Annotated in this window: 19 protein-coding genes; 6 read left to right on the forward strand and 13 right to left on the reverse strand. The window is 40.4% G+C overall.

The window, feature by feature from the left end:
* Nucleotides 1-9 precede the first annotated feature (9 nt).
* The 8 genes from B3139_RS00725 to B3139_RS00760 all read right to left on the reverse strand — a co-directional run bounded on the left by B3139_RS00725 (nt 10) and on the right by B3139_RS00760 (nt 7,370).
* On the reverse strand, nt 10-1,131 hold the full coding sequence (locus tag B3139_RS00725) for a sensor protein KdpD (protein ID WP_209574406.1): 1,122 nt from the start codon (nt 1,129-1,131) through the stop codon (nt 10-12).
* Nucleotides 1,132-1,194: 63 nt separating this feature from the next.
* Complete coding sequence (locus tag B3139_RS00730) at nt 1,195-2,280, reverse strand: porin (protein WP_293879261.1); 1,086 nt, start codon at nt 2,278-2,280, stop codon at nt 1,195-1,197.
* A gap of 47 nt (nt 2,281-2,327) precedes the next feature.
* Nucleotides 2,328-2,894 (reverse strand): K(+)-transporting ATPase subunit C, encoded by a 567-nt coding sequence (locus B3139_RS00735; RefSeq protein WP_293879263.1) that lies wholly within the window; start codon nt 2,892-2,894, stop codon nt 2,328-2,330.
* Between the two features lie 22 nt (nt 2,895-2,916).
* Nucleotides 2,917-4,926: a potassium-transporting ATPase subunit KdpB gene (kdpB, locus tag B3139_RS00740; RefSeq protein WP_293879265.1), complete on the reverse strand. Its 2,010-nt coding sequence runs from the start codon at nt 4,924-4,926 to the stop codon at nt 2,917-2,919.
* A 24-nt stretch (nt 4,927-4,950) separates the two neighbouring features.
* The gene (gene kdpA / locus B3139_RS00745; protein WP_293879267.1) at nt 4,951-6,636 is read right to left on the reverse strand and encodes a potassium-transporting ATPase subunit KdpA; all 1,686 of its coding nucleotides are present in this window, start codon (nt 6,634-6,636) and stop codon (nt 4,951-4,953) included.
* Between the two features lie 129 nt (nt 6,637-6,765).
* Complete coding sequence (locus B3139_RS00750; protein WP_209575115.1) at nt 6,766-6,843, reverse strand: potassium-transporting ATPase subunit F; 78 nt, start codon at nt 6,841-6,843, stop codon at nt 6,766-6,768.
* On the reverse strand, nt 6,844-7,221 hold the full coding sequence (locus B3139_RS00755; RefSeq protein ID WP_293879269.1) for a DUF7674 family protein: 378 nt from the start codon (nt 7,219-7,221) through the stop codon (nt 6,844-6,846).
* Between the two features lie 26 nt (nt 7,222-7,247).
* Entirely contained in the window at nt 7,248-7,370 is a 123-nt protein-coding gene (locus tag B3139_RS00760) for a hypothetical protein (RefSeq protein WP_293879271.1), read from the reverse strand.
* A 728-nt stretch (nt 7,371-8,098) separates the two neighbouring features.
* Here B3139_RS00760 and B3139_RS00765 point away from each other — a divergent pair.
* Nucleotides 8,099-8,830: a 3-keto-disaccharide hydrolase gene (locus B3139_RS00765; protein WP_293879273.1), complete on the forward strand. Its 732-nt coding sequence runs from the start codon at nt 8,099-8,101 to the stop codon at nt 8,828-8,830.
* Between the two features lie 255 nt (nt 8,831-9,085).
* Here the strand turns inward: B3139_RS00765 and B3139_RS00770 are convergent, their stop codons facing one another.
* Together B3139_RS00770 and B3139_RS00775 are read right to left on the reverse strand one after the other, a co-directional pair.
* Nucleotides 9,086-9,994 (reverse strand): NAD(P)/FAD-dependent oxidoreductase, encoded by a 909-nt coding sequence (locus tag B3139_RS00770; protein WP_293879274.1) that lies wholly within the window; start codon nt 9,992-9,994, stop codon nt 9,086-9,088.
* A 10-nt stretch (nt 9,995-10,004) separates the two neighbouring features.
* A complete protein-coding gene (locus B3139_RS00775; RefSeq protein WP_293879276.1) occupies nt 10,005-10,631 on the reverse strand; it encodes a class I SAM-dependent methyltransferase in 627 nt (208 codons plus the stop codon).
* 245 nt (nt 10,632-10,876) lie between these two features.
* Between B3139_RS00775 and B3139_RS00780 the strand changes: the two genes are divergently transcribed.
* Nucleotides 10,877-11,539, forward strand: a complete 663-nt coding sequence (locus B3139_RS00780; protein WP_209574425.1) for a DUF1349 domain-containing protein — start codon at nt 10,877-10,879, stop codon at nt 11,537-11,539.
* Nucleotides 11,540-11,584: 45 nt separating this feature from the next.
* Here B3139_RS00780 and B3139_RS00785 read toward each other — a convergent pair whose 3' ends face one another.
* The 3 genes from B3139_RS00785 to B3139_RS00795 all read right to left on the reverse strand — a co-directional run bounded on the left by B3139_RS00785 (nt 11,585) and on the right by B3139_RS00795 (nt 15,668).
* Nucleotides 11,585-12,370: a helix-turn-helix domain-containing protein gene (locus tag B3139_RS00785; RefSeq protein WP_209574427.1), complete on the reverse strand. Its 786-nt coding sequence runs from the start codon at nt 12,368-12,370 to the stop codon at nt 11,585-11,587.
* A gap of 35 nt (nt 12,371-12,405) precedes the next feature.
* Nucleotides 12,406-14,961, reverse strand: coding sequence for a BamA/TamA family outer membrane protein (locus B3139_RS00790; RefSeq protein ID WP_293879281.1), 2,556 nt, complete (start codon nt 14,959-14,961; stop codon nt 12,406-12,408).
* 263 nt (nt 14,962-15,224) lie between these two features.
* Nucleotides 15,225-15,668 (reverse strand): DUF1572 family protein, encoded by a 444-nt coding sequence (locus B3139_RS00795; RefSeq protein ID WP_293879283.1) that lies wholly within the window; start codon nt 15,666-15,668, stop codon nt 15,225-15,227.
* A gap of 342 nt (nt 15,669-16,010) precedes the next feature.
* On the opposite strand from B3139_RS00795, the gene B3139_RS00800 reads away from it, so the two are divergent.
* The 4 genes from B3139_RS00800 to B3139_RS00815 all read left to right on the forward strand — a co-directional run bounded on the left by B3139_RS00800 (nt 16,011) and on the right by B3139_RS00815 (nt 22,545).
* Nucleotides 16,011-16,610 (forward strand): TetR/AcrR family transcriptional regulator, encoded by a 600-nt coding sequence (locus B3139_RS00800; RefSeq protein WP_293879284.1) that lies wholly within the window; start codon nt 16,011-16,013, stop codon nt 16,608-16,610.
* Between the two features lie 78 nt (nt 16,611-16,688).
* Entirely contained in the window at nt 16,689-17,891 is a 1,203-nt protein-coding gene (locus B3139_RS00805; RefSeq protein WP_293879285.1) for an efflux RND transporter periplasmic adaptor subunit, read from the forward strand.
* Between the two features lie 13 nt (nt 17,892-17,904).
* The gene (locus tag B3139_RS00810; RefSeq protein WP_293879286.1) at nt 17,905-21,093 is read left to right on the forward strand and encodes an efflux RND transporter permease subunit; all 3,189 of its coding nucleotides are present in this window, start codon (nt 17,905-17,907) and stop codon (nt 21,091-21,093) included.
* Nucleotides 21,094-21,099: 6 nt separating this feature from the next.
* A complete protein-coding gene (locus tag B3139_RS00815) occupies nt 21,100-22,545 on the forward strand; it encodes an efflux transporter outer membrane subunit (RefSeq protein ID WP_293879287.1) in 1,446 nt (481 codons plus the stop codon).
* Nucleotides 22,546-22,894 lie beyond the last annotated feature (349 nt).

The raw sequence follows: 22,894 nt of genomic DNA on the forward strand, positions 1-22,894 counted from the left end.
TCTTTATCATTAAGACAATATTATCAGATCAACATCTTCAGTAGACAGCTGTGCCAAAAGTTTGCTAAAAATATCTCTAGCCAGTAAAATCCTCAAAAGGGACAACCGCGGTTTCCCAATACAAACTGTAGTGATCTTACGTGTCACACAGAGGGTGATGATCTCCTTGGCTACGCTCCGGCTTTCTACTTTAATAATTTCCCCTCCTAGTTCTGTTGCCAATTTGAAATTATTGATCAAGTGCCGTTGTTTATTCAACGCAATCCGATCGCCGCGTTCTTTTGGTAACTGTACATATAGCAAAAACCAGCTACTGTTGTAATATCCTGCCAATCTTGCTGTCTTTCGGATGACGTTTTTTGCTTTTGTTTCATTGGAACTTATACAGGCCAAGAAACGTTCCTTTCGCACCCATCGCTGGGGCTGCACTTCGGTCTCTACTTTGCGCTGGACCTGGGAGGCCACTTCTTTCAATGCCATCTCGCGCAACTGCAAAATATGCTCACTTTTAAAGAAATTTTGAAGTGCAGCCTGAATTTTTGAGGCATCATAGATCTTGCCCTCTTTTAGACGAACAATAAGTTCCTCTGCGGTGAGGTCAATATTAACGACTTCGTCTGCAGAATCAATAACACTGTCGGGAACTCTTTCTTGCACTTCGATCCCTGTAATTGCTTTGACTTCTTCGTTTAAACTTTCGATATGCTGGATATTAACAGCACTGATTACATTAATCCCTGCCTCGAGAATTTCTATGACATCTTGCCATCGTTTGGCATTTTTGCTGCCTTCAATATTGGTATGTGCCAGCTCATCGATAATGACAACCTCTGGACGTGAATTCAAAACAGCATACAGATCCAATTCCTCCAACTGCTTGCCTTTGTAAAAAAGATGACGCCGAGCAATAATCGGAATACCATCAAGCAATTGATGTGTATCCTTTCGATTATGGGTCTCAATATAGCCGATACGCACATCGATTCCGCCCTGTAAAAGTGTATGTGCATCCTGTAGCATGCGATATGTTTTTCCGACACCAGCACTCATTCCAATATAAAGTTTGAATCGCCCTCGTTTCGATTTCCGGATCAGATCCAAAAAGTGCTCAGCGCTTTTCCTTTCTTCCATGTCTAATACCTTTCATTGTCAAAAGGTTCCTGCCGATGTAACACAAGGCAGGAACCTTTGTTTTTAAAAACTAACCGTTAGTGCCGTGACAGCCGTCACGGTATTTTTAAGCAGCTGATTTGACCGATCAAGGAACATAGCATCTTTATTCCTGAGGTTGCGCAACTCTGTACGCCAAAGAACATTTGGGAGAATCGCATAATCCGCATTTAAAGAGTAGCCAAATGTTTGAAAGCCCTGAGCTGTTCCAGTAGAGACAATAACACCATGTTTATCGTTGTAATATTCTCCTCTTGCTGTTAAGCTAAATCTTTCAGTCGTTGCGTATCGTGCAATTAATACGGGCGTGTACCATACGTTGTACGTTGAGCTCCCCCTTCCTTTTTGTTCTGCCCCAATATCAAATCCCACTGTAATGCCTAGCTTTTGGTTCATTTGATAGATTGCATACAGGTTATGGAAATAACGCATCTGTCTTACACTATCCGCTTTATCGCTGCCGATAAAAGAACCGCTATTAATGGTCCATTTATCTGTGGGTTTATAGACCAATTGATGTCCAAATGCAGGCAAACTACTGCCATCTACACGTTGAATACGCTGCCAGCCGTTTAAAACAAGCCCACTTAAAAACAGTTTTCCAGAAGCAGATGTGTACGATATTTTTGCGCCAGTTTCGAAATATGGCGAATTATCAGCAAAAATACTTCTCGTTACCGTCCAATTGTCCTTTCCTATAGCGCTTTCAAAGCCCAAATGGGAGGAAAATATTCCCGCATCGATCCATAGATTATGCTTTTTCGAGATGCGAACACCAGCATTCGCTTCGTAAATATTTTTTAAAACGCCAGGTTCCGCACTATAATTGGCATTCATATATGTACCGACACCTAATGCAAGATTTGCACGGGTATTCGTTGTTTCGTATGCAGCTTTTAAAAGTGCCAAATTTATGTTTACTTCATTCGTTCTGTTATGGCTATAAACAAACCCGGGGCGGGTGTTTCCAATTGAATTATTAAAGTCCCGAAGATAATATGCTTCAAGGTAACCGCTAATAGCCAATGAGGTATTTTTAGTCGTATCCTGCTGTGCAAATAATTGTGTTGTGCCTAGTAACATAAAGGCCAACATCGCGAGTTTTTTCATATATATCGTTGTTATAAAGTGTATGTCAAGGGATCCTGCGGTCAATTTTATTTTTCAGCCATCTTATCCAATGCTATATTTAGTTCAAGGACATTGACCTTTCGAGGTCCGAATATATGCCACAAAGGTGCCTGCACGTGGGCATCGACAAGAGACTGTAAGCTATTGACCGATATACCTCTCGCTTTCGCAATACGGTCAATTTGTATTTTTGCTGCTTCAACGGAAATATCGGGGTCCAAACCACTACCGCTGGCCGTAACGATGTCTACAGATACCTGTTCGCGTTTTACCGTAGGATTGTGCACTAAGAAAGTATCAATACGGGATTTCACTTCCAAAAGGTATTCTCCGTTGGACGGACCTTTGTTGCTTCCCCCCGATCCTGCTGCGTTGTAACCGACTATTGAAGGACGCGACCAGAAATAATCATCGCCTGAAAAAGCCTGGCCAATATTCCTGTAATACGTCTGACCATTATGTTTTAGGATTTCGCCTTTTCCACGATTGGGTGCTATTTGAGCTATCGCCCATACAAGGGCTGGATATACAACTGCCAGTAGGAGCAATAAAATCATTGTAATCTTTATCGCTGGATATAGATGTGTTTTCATTTTCTTTTGTGATTAAAATTCATTAGATGAATAGAGAAACCAGTAGATCGATGGCCTTGATTCCAACAAATGGAACAAGTACCCCTCCAAGTCCAAATACGAGCAGGTTTCGTCGCAACAATGCACTTGCACCGATCGGTTTGTATGCAACACCTTTTAATGCTAAGGGAATAAGTAATGGAATAATAATGGCATTAAATATAACGGCAGATAGTATAGCACTTTGAGGGCTACTGAGCTGCATGATATTCAAGCCCTGAAGTGCAGGTATTGCTGCAATAAATAAAGCTGGAATAATTGCGAAATATTTGGCGACATCATTTGCGATACTAAAAGTCGTCAAAGTCCCTCGCGTCATCAGCAATTGCTTACCTATTTCTACCACTTCAATCAATTTGGTGGGATCGTTGTCAAGATCGACCATATTGCCGGCTTCTTTTGCAGCTTGTGTTCCACTATTCATCGCTACTCCAACATCGGCTTGCGCAAGTGCCGGGGCATCGTTTGTGCCATCCCCCATCATTGCTACCAATCGCCCGTCGCGCTGTTCTTTTTTAATGTAGTTCATCTTATCTTCAGGCTTAGCTTCTGCAATGAAATCATCTACGCCTGCTTTTTCAGCAATATACTTGGCAGTTAGCGGATTGTCTCCCGTCACCATAACGGTCTTGATACCCATTTTTCGCAATCTTTCAAATCTTTCGCGTATTCCGGGTTTTATCACATCCTGTAATTCTATCACTCCCAGCACCTGTTCATTCTCGGCAACGACCAGTGGTGTACCACCGTTTTGGGAAATAAGCTTCACGCGTTCATCGATTTCCTGCGGAAATCGATTACCAGCTTTTAAAACAATATTTCGAATAGCATCAGTCGCACCTTTACGAATACGTGTTTGTGCAAAGTCTATTCCTGAGCTGCGGGTCTCGGCGGTAAACTTGATAAATTCGGGGTTTTCGACGTTATAGCTCGACGGATTAACCTCCGCCAATTCTACGATTGATTTGCCCTCAGGTGTTTCATCAGCCATCGAGCTCAACGTTGCCGCCCGCACCAACGATTCCATCATGACACCATCTGCAGGGTAAAAGTTTGTCGCCTTACGATTTCCAATGGTGATTGTTCCGGTTTTATCCAGCAACAATACATCAATATCGCCAGCTGTTTCAACAGCTTTACCGCTTTTCGTAATGACATTCGCGCGAAGTGCCCGATCCATACCCGCGATACCAATTGCCGATAGAAGACCGCCTATTGTGGTGGGAATAAGACAGACGAAGAGTGAAATAAACGAAGCAATGGTGATACCGACATTGGCATAATCTGCAAATGGTTTTAAGGTTACGGTTACGATGATAAACACGAGTGTAAAACCTGCTAGAAGGATCGTCAATGCAATCTCATTCGGCGTTTTTTGTCGGCTAGCCCCTTCTACCAAAGCAATCATCTTATCTAAAAAGCTTTCGCCCGGTTCTGTTGTCACCTGTACAACAATTCGATCCGACAGCACCTTGGTACCACCGGTAACTGAGCTTTTATCTCCCCCAGCCTCGCGGATTACCGGTGCCGATTCCCCTGTAATTGCGCTTTCATCAATGGTTGCCAATCCCTCAATAATCTCACCATCCAATGGAATTACATCCCCGGCTTGACAGACAAAGACGTCACCTTTTTTCAATTGTGCGGATGAGACTACCCGGCCATCGCGTAAAGTTGCGGGGGTTTCCTCCCTTGTTTTCCGCAAGCTATCTGCTTGCGCTTTACCCCTGGCCTCTGCAATTGCCTCTGCAAAGTTGCCAAAGAGCAGGGTCAAAAATAGAATAACGAATACCGTAAAATTATACCCCAATGTACCTTGTGATTTTTCTCCAGCCATTATCCATAGACAGACCACAGCCATAATCAATGTTCCGACTTCTACGGTAAACATCACTGGGTTACGGAACATTATTTTCGGATTCAGCTTCACGAAAGATTGCTTTAATGCTTTTTGGACAAGTTCTTTCTGAAACAATGTTTGTTGATTGCTCATTTTAAAGTGCTTTAATTTTACGTATTACATGGAAAAATATTCCGCTATTGGACCCAAGGCCAGTGCTGGGAAGAAAGAGAGCGCTGCGATAATCGCAATCACGGCAAATACCATCAAACCGAATGTACTGGTATCTGTCTTTAACGTCCCCTCTCCTTCTGGTATGAATTTCTTTTCGGCCAACATTCCTGCAATAGCTATAGGGCCTATGATCGGTATAAAACGGCCGAGCAACAAGACGATACCCGTCGAGATATTCCACCAAATTGTATTGTCTCCAAGCCCTTCAAAGCCACTTCCATTGTTCGCCGCAGATGAGGTGTATTCGTACAATATTTCACTAAAACCATGGAATCCAGGATTGTTCAATGTAGAAGCACCCTGGGCTGGAAATGCTGTCGCAAGTGCTGTACCGACAAGGATTAGAAAAGGATGGGCAAGAGCAACAATCATGGCGATTTTCATTTCGCGCGCTTCCACTTTCTTACCCATAAACTCGGGCGTACGCCCTACCATTAAACCGCTGATGAAAACAGCGAGTATAATAAAAATAAAGAAGTTGAGTATTCCAGCTCCCACACCACCATAGAAGGCATTTACCATCATGGCTATCAATTCGTTCATTCCAGATAAGGGCATATAACTATCATGCATCGAATTGACAGAACCTGTCGAAATCATCGTTGTAACGATACTCCAAAACCCAGATGCGGCGGCACCTATACGTACCTCTTTTCCCTCCATAGCTCCCATCGATGTGTCAATCCCCATCTGTGCAATAGCTGGATTTCCTGTAACCTCCATTTTTATATTTGGAATGACCAGCAAGAGAAAACCAATGGTCATTACACCAAACATCATCCATGAAAATTTGCGTTTGCGAATAAAAAAGCCAAAGGCAAATATCATGGCCATCGGGATAATAAACTGGGCGATCATTTCAACCATGTTGGTCAAATAATTCGGATTCTCGAGTGGATGCGCGCTGTTCGCGCCGAAGAAACCACCACCATTTGTACCCAGATGTTTAATTGGAACGAAGGCAGCTACTGGTCCGCGGCTCACCTCTACAGTATCTCCGCCCATTGTCACCATACTGTCCTTACCTTCGAAGGTCATAGGCATGCCTTGGAACACAAAAACGGTAGCAACCAACACAGAAAGAGGCAGTAAAATACGGGTACATGATTTTACAAAGAAATCATAAAAATTACCCAATTGGGTTGTTGTTTTATCCCTAAAAGCTTTGAAAATAACAACTGCGGCAGCCATGCCAACACCAGCTGTCACGAACTGAAGAAACATGAGCCAAATCTGTCCAAGATAGCTTACGCCAGATTCACCCGAATAGTGCTGAAGATTACAGTTGACCAAAAAGGATATACTGGTATTAAAAGCCAAATCAGCAGTCATTCCTGGATTTCCATCGGGATTCAAAGGCAAATGCCCCATATTCATTAGGATAACCATACTCAATAGAAACCAAACCAAATTGATAGTCAAAAGAGCAATAAGGTGCTGTTTCCACGTCATCTGGGAAGTAGGTTCAATTCCTGTCAGTCGATAAAAAAATCTTTCAATGGGCTCAAAGAATGGATCTAACCACGTCTTTTCATTGCCATATACCTTAGCTATATATTTTCCCAGGGGAAGTCCAAGCAGCAATGTTACGATGAACATTACTATGATTCCAAGAATCTCTGTATTCATTTCTTTAATTGATTTGTATAAAAAGTGTATCATTTCCCATCTTTAACTCACACCATCCCACTTTTTCCATTTCATGGTAGGGTAGCGCACTATTACATGAGTGACGATATCGTATGAGCAATCTCATTATTAGAATTTTTCAGGTTTTAGAAGTACATAACAGATATATCCAAAAACCAGTAGTGCTACAATAAATAAAGCTGTCATTTATTTTGATATGAATAGATTATGTATTTGTTGTCCTTTACGGATTTCTAAAAAAGTTACGGGCAACCGAGCTTCGATTACGGTCCATGTATGAACGGTACTGATGCGTTGAAGACCTCCCAAGGATCTTACAAAAAGGTTTTCCAAAATATATTTGACGTAATGGTTTCCATGGCCGTAAATCGTTCCGAGAAACTCGATATGCTGACAGATTTTGTCTGTGCTGCGCACGGTAATCAAGTGTCGAAGATGATTAATCACAGCCTGCAAGACGCCGGCAAAATTGTGCTTCCGAAGCAGGAAATTAATCTCTGATCGAATTTCCTTATAATGAAGGGCCATATACAAACCTGCCCTGTATTGATTTAATTTTTTCATGTTTGAATAGAACTATACTTCAAAATCTAACCGACATAGAGCTGAAAAACCATCGCAATAATTAGCACCATTAAAATAATCTTCGCTATGCGGTCTCCCGATATATTGTGCGGCGATACTGTACCTTTATTTTCTTGCTTCTCTTTCATATGATCTCTTCTATATTTTCTCAAAAAAATCCACCATTTTGTAGAATAACCAGAAGCAAAAGATTCCAGTTATGAGGAGTATGATTGTCATTACCATTGTTAAATTTTATTAGTGATTCGCGATTTCTTTTTTTTTAAATTTCCATTACATACTAGAATTTGTGACAATCACTCCTTTGGAGGACTTTTGCCGCAGGTTATTCTTTTTCGTTCTGTTCCCATTTGTATTGTCATTTGTCCCAATAAGCCAAAGGTTGTTCCAGTATGCCAAAAGACAGCATAAACAATTATTAATCAGTGAATAAAAAAACAAACACTCCGAAAAGCATTTGGAAACCCTATCATTTTGATCGGGTCCTTTTATCAAAATGAGAATGACTATGCGGAAAATGTGATCAAATTATTATAATTTGTACCTTGTCTTACACTTCTGAAAAAAAGGGGGCAAGTTAACGCGCTCTGTCCAACCGACTGACTAGACAGTTATGGTTTCAACTGGCTAGACAGTAAGGTTTAAAAATTGATAAATGCGTATGCTAAGAGGCGTTTTTTCGATTGTATAATCAGAAGCACTGTGTAACTAATTTGCAGAGAAAAAGCAGATTGTTGCGCGAAGTAAGTATTTAAAATTATCTTAGTAGAAACGTAACAAGTGAAGACACTATATTAATTAGCGCTTAGCTGTTGAAACATAGAATTACCAAACGAACACTTATAGAAATAAAACTATGATAGACTTAAACCTTTTTAAGAAAATTATCTTATCGGTCTTTATGGGCTTTGTTTTACTATCCTGCCAAAGTGAAAAAAGCAATCCCAATACATTGACAGAAGAAGAGCAAAGTAATGGGTGGCAACTCCTATTTGATGGTACTACACTCAACAATTGGCATACGTACAACAATAGTAAAAATGCGCCTACAGCGTGGATCGTTAAAAATGGAACGATATACTGCGATCCAAAAAACGAAAGCCAAAAATATGATTTAGTATCGGACAAGGAGTATAAAAACTATGAGTTTAAGTTTGAATGGAAACTGGAAAAAGAAGGAAATAGCGGTGTTTTTGTCAATGTACAGGAAAAACCGGATATCGATGCGACCTACCATTCAGGACCAGAGTACCAATTGTTGGCCGATTCTCATCCTGATTTTGATAAGCCATTAAAGCGTTCGGGATGTCTCTATACATTTCTACCGCAGCAAAACTTTGTCAATGTTAAAGCGCAAGATGCTTGGAATGAATCAAGTATCATCCAAAAGAATGGAAAAGTCACTTTTTACCTCAATGGTAAAATCACCGCTGAAATGGATTTTAATTCAGCAAAATGGAAAGATTTAGTAAAACAGAGTAATTTCAAAGATTATCCGGAGTTTGGTCAGCATATTAGTGGAAAAATAGCGCTTCAGGATTGGTCAAGAGGTGTCTCATTTAAAAATTTAAAAATAAAACCATTGTAATTAAAAAGTCCTATTCTCCTTATTAGGTTAAGTTAAGCAATAGCTATCAAGAAACAGCTGTTCGCTATGGAAGGTATCTCTAGGCCAATGTAGAAAAGATGAAACCGATAGTGGTTTCATCTTTTTTATAACTAGATTCTTCCATTACATCTGCTATTGTCACATGTAATTTTTCAGTAACAACTTTAGGGTAAGGACGTGCCAATAGACGGGAGTAAGGTACAACTAACGCCCGAAAACAGATTAGTACAGTCACTAAAAAGCTTCGTCGACAAGTTCTTTATTGACCATTGCTCCAGCTAAATTTCCCTTAGCAACAGCATTCGCCACTGAACGCATCGCACTGGAGTTGTCTCCACAGGCAAATACTCCTGCGAGTGAAGTTTTTTGAAAATTATCTACTTGGATATGCCCCTGTTCGGTTATTTCACAACCTAAGGCAGCAGGAATAGTAGTGTGTTGTCTGAAAGGAATGGCAGCATAAACAGCATCGAAGGCAAGTTCACGCCCGTCTTTTAATTGAACTTGCTGAACCCATCCATTCTTATGTTGGATTTTATTGATTTCTTCTTCAATAATAGCAATACCATGTCGATTTAGTTTTTCTATCTGCTTGACATCGAACCCTGCTCTACCTGCAGTCAGCAGTGTTAAGTCGGACGATAGATTGTGAACCAAACCTGCAAGGTGAAGTGCTCTTTCACCATTCGCTATAATTGCAGTTTTTCCCTTCCGGAATTCATAGCCGTGACAGTATGGACAATGGATAACCGAAATTCCCCAACAGGCTGAAAATCCTTGTATACTAGGCATAATATCTTCCACACCCGTGGCGAAAATGAGCTTTTTAGCCTTAAATACCTCCCCATTCTCGGTAATTATTTCAAAACCTTCAGTGGTCTTCGTACCGACCACAGCAAGTCCCTTCTGAAACTTGACACTGGGGTAGTTGATGACTTCTTCCCTCGCTTTTTTAGCTATACTCAGCGGCTTTTCGCCATCATGCGTGATGAAATTATGGGAGTGGGGCGTCTGCCTATTACAAGGTAGACCACTATCGATAATCAACACGTTTCGCAAGGATCGTCCTAATGCCATCGCTGCAGAAAGCCCGGCATAACTTCCCCCAATAATAATTACCTCAAAACTTCTATCATCTTTCATATATACATTATTAATTATTAGTCCGCTTCTGACAAATGATGAAGTAGAATGGAAAATTTTCCTCCACTTCCCTAATTTCGATTAATCCATAGAAATCGAATTCGGCATGAATGGAATCAACATCGTAAAAGAACATATGTACTCCTCCAAACATTGCAAATCGATCAGTGCCTATGGCCTCCCCCTTTCCATAGATGCTTGCTAGCTTTGATACGGTCGTAAAAATCATAAAACCTCCTTCAGCCAATTGGTCAAAACAATGCTGGATTAACGCAACGCGTTCATCAGCATCCAATAGATGAATAAGCCCATAACAAAATATACCGTCATATATGTGCCGATCAAAGGGCATTTCATTAACCGAACCATGATAGATAACCGTATCTGCCCCAAAGGATTTACGGGCGAGTTCAATGGCAGTTTTAGAGATCTCAATACCTGTAATTTTTATTCCGTTTTCCAAAAACGGGCGACCATTGCGACCGTAGCCGAACCCGGGGATCAAGATATTTTTGATGTTGCGCTCCAAAAAGAAGCGCACCGCAAGACGTGTAGACTGTGCGGCTTCATCTCCCCACATTTCCTGCTTCTCTACAAAATTACGTTCCCAAAATTCCATACTGCTGTTGCTTATCATGTTTAATATTGAAAATCAATCCTGTAGGCCATACCACTACGGTATACTAACGAATTAAAAGTCAACTTTACGAAGATAATATTTTTTACTATTGCAACTATGTAGCAAAAACACTAAATGCAATTAAATTGCAAATAAATTACAATGGGTATTATTGAAAACGTGGTTATTTATCAGTATTGAAAACTTATACTATGCTTAAATATCTTTGCTGATGAAATCAATTTCATCACAAAAACAAAAACATGAAAACTATAAGGACATTTTTAGCAGCTTCGTTACTTCTATTACTAACTGTACAGGCTAGCGCACAAAAATTGGATCGGATGCTTTGGTTTAACGAACCGACAGAATGGAGTATCAAAAACAATTCGCTGTCGATGCTTGTTACGCCTAAAAGCGATTATTGGCGTATCTCCCATTATGGATTTACAGTAGATGACGCCCCATTTTTCTATACGTTACGCGGGGGAGAGTTTGAAGTCAAGGCGAAGATCTCCGCCAACTACAAAACCCGGTTCGATCAAGCAGGTATTATGCTGCGCATTGATCATGAAAACTATATAAAAGCGGGAATCGAATTTGTGGACGGAAAATATAATTTAAGTACGGTCGTTACCCATAAAACGAGTGATTGGAGTATTGTTCCGATCGATAAGGAAATCCCCTACATCTGGATCAAGGCGATACGCAGATTAGATGCTGTTGAATTTTTCTATTCTTTTGATGACAAGGAGTATATTATGATGAGAAATGCCTGGCTACAGGATAATCATCCTGTTATGGTTGGTTTAATGGCCGCTTCACCAGACGGCAATGGGTTTGAGGCCAAATTTGATTATTTTACGATCAAACATCTTGCAGATCAACGTCGAAGTAAATGGCTGAAAGATAATAATTCAAACTAAGAATACTGACGCCCGCCTAAGATAGCCACATAGACGGGCGTTATCTTAAATCTGTTCAGTATGATCCTGCTGTATCTTATTAAACACACTTACTGCTTCATATGAATTTCGAACACGAAGCTTTTGGAGTATATTTTGGCGATGACGATTTACTGTATTTATACTTAGTCCAAGTTTTTCGGCAATTCGCTTGCTAATCATTCCCTCCTTGATACAGCTTAAAATTTCCTTCTCTCGTGTACTAATCGAAGTTTTCGCGCCATAACCTTCCAGGTGATAGACAACACCTGTTACTTGATTGAGAATATAATTTCGCAGATTGATGGATGTTTCAATTTCTGGCAATACGGTATAACAGCATAAAGCCAACTGCGGAAATTCGGGCCCTGGAGTGTCCAAATAAAAAATCTGATGGGACAACTGCATGATTTGCCCCTCCCTCCCCTCGACCCTAAGGACACTGTTTGCTTGATAATTGAATCGATCAGCTGTATCTATCTTTTTGACCAAGTTGAGAAACTGAAGCTCCAAAGCATGTTTAACAGCCAAATCTTCAGGATAAACACGTTCGAGAAGAAAATCCTCCCAAATACTATTTATTTCAATCTTCTTATCATTTTCGGGAAGGTAAAGCCGCTCTGCAAGTTTACCGATGTAGGTATAACTCCAGTTCGCTGTCAGGTCACTCAGTACCGCTATACCATTATGAATATCGGCAAAAGTCTTTGCGTAGGTCTTATAGTGTTTTAGTACAGACAAATCGACGCTGCTATTCCGCAGCCTACGCTCCGCGAAATTTTTATCTAATTTTTTTTTGATCTCCGATTTCATTTCAATTCATACTTAGGAAGCTCCCTTTTAGGTCTTTAAAAAGAAAGTCCAACGCGTAGATAAGGCAAGGTTGCTTCTTTACTAAAACCCACTACACCCTGGATTGTGAGTAGGTCGCCGGGCATAAAATAAATCCCACCTCCATAACCCATATGCCAGTCATTCGAGTTTTCGTGACTCATCCATACCCTTCCGACATCATAAAAACCAATTGCTCCCACTGTTCCAGGAACGATATAAGAAGCATAGCTAAATAATTTTAATCGCATATCAAAATTATTATAAAGAGCTGTTTTTCCAGTGAATCGCCGTGAATTATATCCCCTTAAGCTCATTTCACCTCCTATTTGTGCATGCTGATAAAAATAGGGATTTCCCCATACAGCATCAAATCCTACCCGGTTAGCAAAAGTAACATAATTGTTGGCAATGGTTTTATAAAAACTCATAGCGTGCTGTAGTTTCGTATAGTTTCGTACTTCGCCTCCAACTTCTGTATTCCAGCCTAACCTGGTATGTAGGTGTACTCCAGATTTAGGGTTAGCAACATTGTCACGGGTATCATATTCTAACCCGGCAGTAAGCCCCGTAAAGAAATTATTTCCATAGATCGGTTCTAATGGATATTTTTGATTGAACTCCTCGAAATAACGTCCAAAATTATTCGATTCTTTACTTGTATAATATTCGGACGAAGATCCATAGAATACCTTGAATTTAGGGTCTAAATACTTTTCCAGAAAAATGTCTCCGCTCACAAGATCATATCGATTCCGATAAAAGGAAATACCCTTTGAATCCGACTTATCAAAACTAGTATTGTTCCCATATCCAAAGAAATTACTCAGGTTTTTGGGACCAAGAGAAGAAAGATGAATATAAAGATCGTGCCCCGCAATGAGATCTTTGTAATTCCCTTTATAATCAAACATAAATGATTCTCGACCAGTTAGGTAATTAGCCAAAAACTGGTGTCGATAAGCATAGGGCTTTTTTCTAAACCCCTGATTTTCGATCATGTACCCCAGTCCAAAAATAAGCCCACGGTCTATTCCATAATCAAGGTTAAAAACGACCCCTTTACGATCATAGATAAAATTCTCGTAATCAAACTTATGGACAGCGGTATCTTTGCTCAGCTTGAGATGAATATCATCATCGACATGCATAGTACCCGGTACTCGCTCTTTCGCATCATAGATGTAAACTTTTCTCCCATTGACAAACTTATCAGTTGTACGGTACAGATTTTGTCCATCACCACCAATTAGCCGGATCTTTATAGGCGATTTGCCCGATCCATGTAGCTTATATTCATCAGCACCCGATATGCCATAAATACGGACTTCTTTAGTCTGATCAGGTAAAAAAGTCCGTTTCAGTAATTTCCGCCCTTCGGTTCCATCTTTTTTCTTATTGTGGATATTAATCGTAACTGAACCATCTTTATTGTAATCAACATCTACAAATTCAGACTTGGAAGACAATGGTAATTCAACGATACGCGCAAGAAATCGATAGTAAGTTAGCCCACTTTCCATCAGTTCGTCCCTTCTCGAGCGAATATTTGTTTCTAATTCATTGGCACTCATTTTCACAATGGTATCGGGCATCGTTAACATCGCTTGGTGAATTAACGAATCCGTCAATGTTTTCTGAACCAATTGTATTTCATCAATCCATTCATCTTCTGTAAGATGAGTAAGAAAGAAATGATCAAAAGTGCTCGCGTTAAAATTCCAGTGAGGCACATTACGGATATGCGGACTAAATGGTTGCAAATGGGCCTTCAACCATTGATAGGAAAGTAATGTTGGAAATACACCCGATGTTTTATAATATACCTTATCTCTGTCCCTAGGGACAGGAGTATAGATCTTTTTACCTTTTTCCTTTTCAGGATCCCAACGCCAGTTATCTTCATGACGATCCCAGTCACCAAGCGTAAAATCGAGCATCCGGGCGCGTAACGTAAGCTTTTGATCAATTTGCGTATCATTATCTTCTAACACCTTACGCATGACCTTTGCCGTGTTATCTGTTTTTTTATCCTCAAAAGGGGTACGAGACTCAAACATATAAGCCCTATTTTTAAAGACTTCGCGATACTCACCTAACCCAGGGTCATCTCCTACAAAAACCAGTTCCGGCGAAGCTGAAGGAATATCCAATGCTTTATTAAATGGCGGTACAGTCAATGCCCCAAATGGGTGATGTATCGAAATCTGATCTTGTACAATATCTTTTGCAAATGTCTTTCGAAGGCTTTCTGGTAGACTGCGTTCAGGATATTTTTGTATAGACCTGAGCACCCACTCCCTACCCATAGAATCTACCAATCGAAGCGACTGTGTCTGCATTCCTCCGCCTAACTTAACAATCTGAAGTCCACCTCGCTCCGTACCGAGATTCATCACCCGCATCTTAACAGGAGTATTGTATAATTTACGGTAACTATCTCCAAGCCAAAATCGATGCAGTAAGCCCACACGGTCATATTCGGGCGCAATAACCGTGGTCATACTGTCTATACGCTGCGCTTGTGAATTAAAAATACAGCAGCAGGCGATTAATGTAAAGATTCTTCTCATTCTATCTCCGTCGGACTTCGAGAAATCAACAGTCGATATAGATAGAATGTTTGATGGCCTCGATGTATAATTGGGATAAAGTTCACCTTTTAAAACAAGGAATCAAAAAATTCAGTTCCTTTTTTAGAATAATGCGGCTATTTCGGTGAAGCTTATGGCGCTCAGTTCGAAGGATGTCGGCAGCTAAGATCCAAAGGCGACAACAGGTTTGCATGCGCCAATTGAATAGTAGGCGCAGCATAATAAGCGAATTACTATCCAGATTAATCCAACAGTCGACGGTGATAATTTATTTGTCCAAGATGATAAGTTAAATGGGTAGTCAGATGAACAAGCAAATACTGAGTCGTTGTTTTTTCCTCAAACACGAGTATGGGATACACCTCTTGAAGGTTTTCTTCCGATAACAGATCCAAGGAACGGGTAACCACATCAATCGTATCGTCTATTTGATCTATCAATACTGTTCGAGGAATATCTTTTAAAGAAAACTCTGCAGATCTGTCTCTAATATATCCTGTCTTTCCTAATTCCGCACCGATATAGGTTTGAAGATTTCCAATCAAATGTAAACACAAATTACCTGCTGAATTAGAAATATCACTTTCAATAACCCATATATTTCTCTCGTTCTTGTATAATGAAATTTCATTTCGTAGTCGGTTTAAGTCCCGGTGGAAAAGGCTTTTTAAAGTTTCTGTTAGCATAGTATAAATTTAAGTATATTTTATGCCAAAAACCAACTTATATAGCAACACATCAACTTTTGCCGCCGAAGCTATCGACTGAATAACCTTTCCCTTCATATAGTAATCGCAAAATCTAAACCAGCTAGTGGTCCGAAGCGCAGTTCGGACAAGTAACCTATTGGATCGCGACGCTAATAAGTGTACACTTTCTATACAAGAGGTAGGTCTGGTTAAAACGATTAAAATGCCAATATTGAGCTTACAAATTGATGCATTTTTATTTAATGACTTTTAGATGTCAATAAATAAAATTAAAAATATCAATTTTGCTTAACACTGTTAAATTGTTTACGCATAAACATGGGTAGTAAAGAACGTATACAAAGGCTCAAAGGTGAGAATAGATCCAATATTCTAGATGCTGCGCTCCAAATCGTAAAAGAAGAAGGATGGCAGGCTTTAAGTATGCGCAAAATTGCAGATATCATTGAGTATACTGCCCCCATGATATATGAGTACTTTGCTAATAAAGATGCTATTTTAATGGAGCTTGCCAGCCAAGGCTATCTCCTACTAGCCAAAAAAGTAAAAAAAGCCAAATCAACTGAAACCGATCTCGAGAAACAATTAGAAGCAATGTGGTTTAGCTATTGGGATTTTGCTTTTGAAGAACGGGAATTGTACCAGTTAATGTTTGGAGTAGGAACTGCCTGTTGTGGTTTTGAAAAAACATATAAATGTGCGGAATCTCATGGAAAACTTATTAGCGATGTCATCCGAGAAATCATGAAAGATAAAGAGCCGTCAGAAGAATTGATCTGTCGAAAGTATTTCACCTATTGGTCGATCATACATGGACTAGTCTCGATCAATCTGGTAAACCAGGGAAATGGTGACACAACCAATCAAGAGGTTTTAAAAGATGCCATTTATGGTATCACTCGCTCGTTAACTGACTAATTTTTTTTATACTAAAAAATACAACGTTAAAAAATCTAACACCGTTAAATACACCAAAACTTCAACTATTAATATCAAATGAAAACTAATTTATTATCAAGTCTTAAAATGCTTTACGCCCTTAAACTTAACAGTGTTAAACGAATTAATATCGTAAAGACCTCATATTTGCTGAGTGTAATCATTCTATATAGCTGTTCAACCGGAACGAGTAAAACAGTTGATTCTCCGCCGGTTAACCTTCCTGTCGTCACGATCGAGAAAGGTAACGAGACCGTTTATCAAGAATATCCTGCCACTATTGAGGCGTCGGCTAATATCGAAATCAGACCACAGGTAGAGGGGATCTTGGAATACATTTATATCGATGAAGGTGCTAAAGTGAGTAAAGGTCAGGCACTATTCAAGATCAACGACCGCCCTTATCAGGAACAATTGAACCAAGCGAAGGCAACTCTACTTGCAGCGAGAGCTGCCTTGGAAAATGCTGAGTTGGAAGTCGAAAAGAAGACGAAATTGGTAAATACCAAAGTACTGACGGATTTTCAGCTAAAAACAGCAATTAGCGCCCGTAATGCTGCTAAAGCAAATGTACAACTAGCGCTATCGGCGGTGGAGGCTGCAAAAATAAATGTGGGATACACTTTAATACGGGCTTCAGCCGAAGGATACATCGGCAGGTTGCAGCGCAAACAAGGAAGTTTGGTGGGCCCAACAGACTCACAGCCTCTTACAGCATTGTCAAATGTAAGCGATCTTCATGTTTATTTCTCATTGGGAGAAAATGACTTTATCGCATTCAAAAACAATACGGAAGGAATTAATCTACAACAAAAGCTTCGCAACCTACCTCCCATCAGCCTAGTTCTTTCGGACCAGACAATTTACGATCAGAAAGGAAAAATAGATATGGTCGATGGACAGTTTGATAAACATACCGGCGCGATTACACTTCGTGCAACTTTTACTAATCCAGAAGGGGTATTACGCAACGGAAACACCGGACGCGTCAGACTACAGAAGAAATATGACCAAGCATTATTGGTACCGCAGCTTGCTACCCTTGAAATGCAGGATAAAATATTCGTTTATACGGTTAGCAAAGAAAATAAGGTGGTCCAACAGCCAATTACGGTCATAGGAAAAAGTGGCACAAATTATCTAGTAAGTAAAGGACTGAATGCGGGGGACCGAATTGTCTATAAAGGCATCGACTTGCTTCAGGATGGACAGAAAATTACACCACAAATTTTACCTATAGATAGCATCAACTCATTATAATAACAGAAAACACATGCTTAAGAAATTTATCGAAAGACCTGTACTTGCTACCGTTATCTCCATTTTACTTGTCATATTGGGAGTGATTGGTATCCTTAAACTGCCTTTGCAGCAGTTTCCCGATATTGCACCGCCGGCGGTGCAAGTAACGGCTTTATATCCTGGGGCAAATGCCGAAACGGTGCTACGCGCCGTAGCCCCATCGCTCGAAGAATCCATCAATGGAGTGGAAAATATGAGCTATATGAGCTCTACCGCTAGTAATGATGGTTCGTTAATGATTACGGTATATTTTAAACTGGGCACAGACCCCGATCAAGCGGCCGTGAACGTTCAAAATCGTGTGGCTCAGGCAACGAGCCAATTGCCAGCTGAAGTTGTACAAGCCGGTATCACCACCGCTAAACAGCAAAACAGCTTAATCATGGTATTGGACCTTTACACGGAAGATCAGAGTAAATACGATCAGACCTTTATTACCAACTACGCACAGATCAATATCATTCCCGAACTAAAACGGATACCGGGGGTTGGACAGGCGCTTCCATTTGGCGGTAGCAAAGACTACTCCATGCGTGTATGGCTCAATCCAAACCAAATGGCGAACTATAAATTAACACCTGAAGAGGTAATGGCTGCCATCCAGGATAAAAACGTAGAAGCTGCTCCTGGTAAATTCGGCGAGAACAGTCGCGAAGCATTCGAATTTGTTATCAAATATAAAGGTAAACTCAATCAACCTAGTGATTACGAAAACATTATTATTCGCTCCAATACCGATGGTTCTGTACTAAAACTAAAAGATGTAGCTCGGGTAGAGTTAGGATCTTATACGTATGCGAGTCATACCCGTATCAACGGTAAAGCAGGATTAAACATTGGAGTCATGCAACTGGCGGGGTCAAATGCAAACGAAATTCAGATTGCAATCCAGGAATTTATGGAAAAAGCCTCTTTGAGTTTTCCCAAAGGTGTCAAATACCTTGTTTTATACAATACAAAAGATGCGCTTGATCAATCCATTGACCAAGTTAAGCATACACTTGTTGAAGCATTTATACTGGTATTTTTAGTTGTCTTTTTATTTCTTCAGGATTTTAGATCGACATTAATACCCGCGATTGCTGTCCCCGTAGCCATCGTGGGAACATTTTTCTTCATGCAACTCTTTGGCTTTTCCATCAATCTGCTGACCTTATTTGCACTCGTCCTTGCCATTGGTATTGTCGTCGATGATGCAATTGTAGTCGTAGAGGCTGTGCACGCCAAGATGGAACATGAGAACTTACCGCCTAAATTAGCGACAACCTCTGCCATGAGCGAAATCACTGGGGCAATTATCTCGATTACATTGGTGATGTCTGCCGTATTCCTTCCCATCGGCTTTATGGAAGGTTCTACCGGTGTGTTTTACCGACAATTTGCATTTACATTAGCGATTGCAATCGTTATTTCAGCAGTGAACGCCTTGACACTAAGTCCAGCGCTATGTGCACTGTTCTTAAAACCAACACATCACGGTCATTCGAGTTCCAGAAAACTTAATTTTAAAGAACGCTTCTTTGCAGGATTCAATGTTGGATTTGAGCGGTTGACAAAAAATTATTTAGGTAGTCTACGCTTCTTGATTCGTTATAAATGGGTTGCATTTTCGGGATTAGCAATTACCCTGCTTTTGACCGTCTTTATGATTCGTAGAACGCCTACCGGATTTATTCCATCTGAAGATCAAGGATTCATTGCAATATCGCTGTCTATGCCAGCAGGTGCTTCTTTAGATCGTACGTCAGGAGCATTGGCCGAAGCAGAAAAGCAACTTCAACATGCTGATTTTACCAAAACGTTAAATGTACTTGCCGGATTCAATATTTTGACACAATCTACAAGTCCATCTGCAGGTGTTGCATTTATCCTCCTCAAACCACACGACGAGCGTGGTAAGATAAAAGACATCAACGCTATTATGACCGATGTCAATCAGCGCTTGGCAAATATAAAAGGCGCAAATTTCTTTGTCTTTACCTTCCCTACTGTCCCAGGATTCAGTAACGTAGATGGTCTGGACATGGTATTACAGGACAGAACCGGCGGACAACTTGGAAAATTCAGTGGCATAGGCCAAAAGTTCATTGGCGAATTGATGAAACGTCCTGAGATCATGATGGCCTTCACAACCTTTAAAGCAGATTATCCACAGTATGAGCTCCAAGTGGATGATATTAAAGCAGAACAACTTGGCGTAAGCACAAAAAGCATATTACAGACCATGCAAGCCTATTTTGGTAGTGCTCAAGCCTCAGATTTTAATCGCTTTGGAAAGTATTACCGTGTGATGGTGCAAGCCGATGCTAAGGATCGAAGTGAACCAACTTCGATGGACGGAATTTTTGTAAAAAACAGATCAGGAGACATGGTTCCCATCAATACATTAGTAAAATTAGAACGTGTATATGGCCCGGAAACAGCATCCCGTTACAACCTATTTAATTCGATTGGAATAAATGCGATACCAAAACCAGGATATAGTTCGGGAGATGCTATCCGTGCGGTCGAAGAAGTTGCGAAACAACAATTGCCTACTGGGTTCACTTATGAGTTTTCAGGCATGACCAAAGAAGAAATTGTCTCTGGAGGTCAGTCCACATTGATTTTTATCCTCTGTCTGATATTTGTTTATTTCCTACTTGCAGCACAGTACGAAAGTTATATCATTCCATTAGCGGTTATTCTCTCTATACCTACCGGTATATTTGGAGTCTTCGCGGCAATTAGCTTCACTGATATTGCCAACAATATCTATGTACAAGTCGCGCTTGTCATGTTGATTGGTTTATTGGCTAAAAATGCGATTTTAATTGTAGAATTTGCTATCCAGGGACGTAAACAGGGGTTATCTATTCCTAGTGCAGCACTGAAAGCAGCACGGTTACGGTTGAGACCGATTATCATGACTTCGCTGGCATTTATCGTTGGAATGATTCCAATGATGACTGCTGTTGGCCCATCGGCTCAAGGAAATCACTCTATCAGTATTGCCGCTGCGGGCGGTATGTTTACTGGAGTCGTTTTAGGTCTTTTTATTATCCCAATACTCTTTATTTTCTTTCAATTTATACAAGAGAAAATAGGACGCGCTCCGCAACAAAAACAGCGTGAACAGGAACAAGCTTCGTTGGAAATACCCGTGCACACAAACAATTAGTACATTATGACAACATCTAAATACACAAATAGTAAAGCAAAATTACTGACGGTTTTGATCTTATCTTTTGTCGCATGGTCTTGCAAAACAGAGAAATTGGTCAGCAACCAGCATCTTGCGCCGAACTTACCAGAACAATACCGCGAGCAGATTAACGCGCCGCAGGAAACTAGTATAGGCTCTATTCCATGGCGTGATTTTTTTACGGATCAGGTCTTACGAACCTTGATCGATAGTGCTATACAACATAACTTAGACATGCAACTGGCACTGAAAAATATAGAAGCGTCTCAACTGAGCCTCAAACAAGCAAAGGCAAACTATCTTCCCACGGCCCAATTACAGATCCGTGGAAATAGCACTAATCCGTCCAATAACAGCATGAATGGATTGAGCCTAGGGCAGTTTTTAGGCCAACATCATGTGGAGGATTATACAGCATCCTTAGGTTTATCGTGGGAAGCCGATATATGGGGTAAAATCAAAAACCAAAATATCGCCGCTTTAGCTTCTTATCTGCAGACAGAAGAAGCTAAAAAAGTAATCCAGACCCAATTAATTGCACAAGTTGCTCAAGGCTATTATCAACTTCTTATGCTTTATCAATTGCGTGATATCGCCAAAAAAAACTTGGAATTAAGTGATACAACCTTACGTATCGTGCAGCAGCAATATGAAGTCGGTGACATTACCCTGCTTGCTTTGGAACAAGTGGATGCGCAGCGATTGGCCGCCGCCGCCTTAATTCCTGACTTTGAACAACAGATCCATATTCAGGAAAATGCTATTCAGACTCTTAGTGGAAAACTTCCACAGGAGATTCAATTAACGGAGAAATTGTCGAACATTCAATTTCCTGAAGACTTAGCAACGGGTATCCCAGCCGATTTGTTAAGTCATCGTCCCGATGTCAAACAAGCGGAACTCGCTATCACGGCTTCACAGGCTTATCAGCAATACGCAAAAGCGCGGATGTATCCTTCTTTGGTCATTAGTGCTGAAGCTGGTGTAAATGCATTCAAGGCAAGCAATTGGTTTAACTTACCAGCGTCGTTATTCGGTGCAATTACAGGAAGTATTACACAGCCGATTTTTCAGCGTAAGGAACTGAAAACCCAGTATGAACTGGCACGTGTTGAACAAGAAAAGAACGTCTTGATTTTCAAGCAAAAAGTAATCTCAGCTGCTGGGGAAGTAGCCGACGCGCTAATTTCAATTAAAAAATTGAAAGAAAAACAACGGATTACATTGGATAGAACCAACCGGTTGAAAGAAGCTACAAAACATGCGAACCTTCTATTTGAAACTGGAATGGCCACCTATCTGGAAGTAATAACGGCCCAGAGCAACATCTTACAAAGCGAGCTTGAGCTCGCTCAGGTGAAAAAAGCGGAGCTTGCTGCTGTTGTTGATCTTTATCGGTCCTTAGGCGGTGGATGGAGCAATAATTAAGGCTTTAAACAAGCATTTTCTAATTTTATTTATACATATCTGGTAGATGGGGACCCTAGGGTCCCCTCTTTTGTGTGCTACAACAATATACGGCTGAGTGCATCAAATTGATATTTCAGTAGGGGCTTTATACGCTTCAGCAGAAATTTGTCGTCTAATACTAAAAGAAATTACAAAATTTGTATAGATTTCACCTAGAAATATAAGTTAAACGAATGCGGGATATAACGATCTATAAAGACGAGAATAATCTAATTAGTAAAAATAAAAAAAGGCTGATATTCACCTTTCTTTCCTTTCTGCTCATTTATTTGGTCGCATATATTATAGATCCTTTCTCGAGTTGTTG

The sequence above is a fragment of the Sphingobacterium sp. UBA1498 genome, from assembly GCF_002325125.1.
In the GTDB taxonomy this organism is placed as follows: domain Bacteria; phylum Bacteroidota; class Bacteroidia; order Sphingobacteriales; family Sphingobacteriaceae; genus Sphingobacterium.

Coding starts and splice junctions, on each gene's coding strand:
- B3139_RS00765 (WP_293879273.1), top strand. CDS start 8,099: ATGATAGACTTAAACCTTTTTAAGAAAATTATCTTATCGGTCTTTATG.
- B3139_RS00750 (WP_209575115.1), bottom strand. CDS start 6,843: ATGACAGCTTTATTTATTGTAGCACTACTGGTTTTTGGATATATCTGT.
- B3139_RS00800 (WP_293879284.1), top strand. CDS start 16,011: ATGGGTAGTAAAGAACGTATACAAAGGCTCAAAGGTGAGAATAGATCC.
- B3139_RS00805 (WP_293879285.1), top strand. CDS start 16,689: ATGAAAACTAATTTATTATCAAGTCTTAAAATGCTTTACGCCCTTAAA.
- B3139_RS00790 (WP_293879281.1), bottom strand. CDS start 14,961: ATGAGAAGAATCTTTACATTAATCGCCTGCTGCTGTATTTTTAATTCA.
- B3139_RS00775 (WP_293879276.1), bottom strand. CDS start 10,631: ATGATAAGCAACAGCAGTATGGAATTTTGGGAACGTAATTTTGTAGAG.
- B3139_RS00785 (WP_209574427.1), bottom strand. CDS start 12,370: ATGAAATCGGAGATCAAAAAAAAATTAGATAAAAATTTCGCGGAGCGT.
- B3139_RS00810 (WP_293879286.1), top strand. CDS start 17,905: ATGCTTAAGAAATTTATCGAAAGACCTGTACTTGCTACCGTTATCTCC.
- B3139_RS00795 (WP_293879283.1), bottom strand. CDS start 15,668: ATGCTAACAGAAACTTTAAAAAGCCTTTTCCACCGGGACTTAAACCGA.
- B3139_RS00725 (WP_209574406.1), bottom strand. CDS start 1,131: ATGGAAGAAAGGAAAAGCGCTGAGCACTTTTTGGATCTGATCCGGAAA.
- B3139_RS00760 (WP_293879271.1), bottom strand. CDS start 7,370: ATGAAAGAGAAGCAAGAAAATAAAGGTACAGTATCGCCGCACAATATA.
- B3139_RS00755 (WP_293879269.1), bottom strand. CDS start 7,221: ATGAAAAAATTAAATCAATACAGGGCAGGTTTGTATATGGCCCTTCAT.
- B3139_RS00815 (WP_293879287.1), top strand. CDS start 21,100: ATGACAACATCTAAATACACAAATAGTAAAGCAAAATTACTGACGGTT.
- B3139_RS00770 (WP_293879274.1), bottom strand. CDS start 9,994: ATGAAAGATGATAGAAGTTTTGAGGTAATTATTATTGGGGGAAGTTAT.
- B3139_RS00735 (WP_293879263.1), bottom strand. CDS start 2,894: ATGAAAACACATCTATATCCAGCGATAAAGATTACAATGATTTTATTG.
- B3139_RS00730 (WP_293879261.1), bottom strand. CDS start 2,280: ATGAAAAAACTCGCGATGTTGGCCTTTATGTTACTAGGCACAACACAA.
- B3139_RS00780 (WP_209574425.1), top strand. CDS start 10,877: ATGAAAACTATAAGGACATTTTTAGCAGCTTCGTTACTTCTATTACTA.
- kdpB (WP_293879265.1), bottom strand. CDS start 4,926: ATGAGCAATCAACAAACATTGTTTCAGAAAGAACTTGTCCAAAAAGCA.
- kdpA (WP_293879267.1), bottom strand. CDS start 6,636: ATGAATACAGAGATTCTTGGAATCATAGTAATGTTCATCGTAACATTG.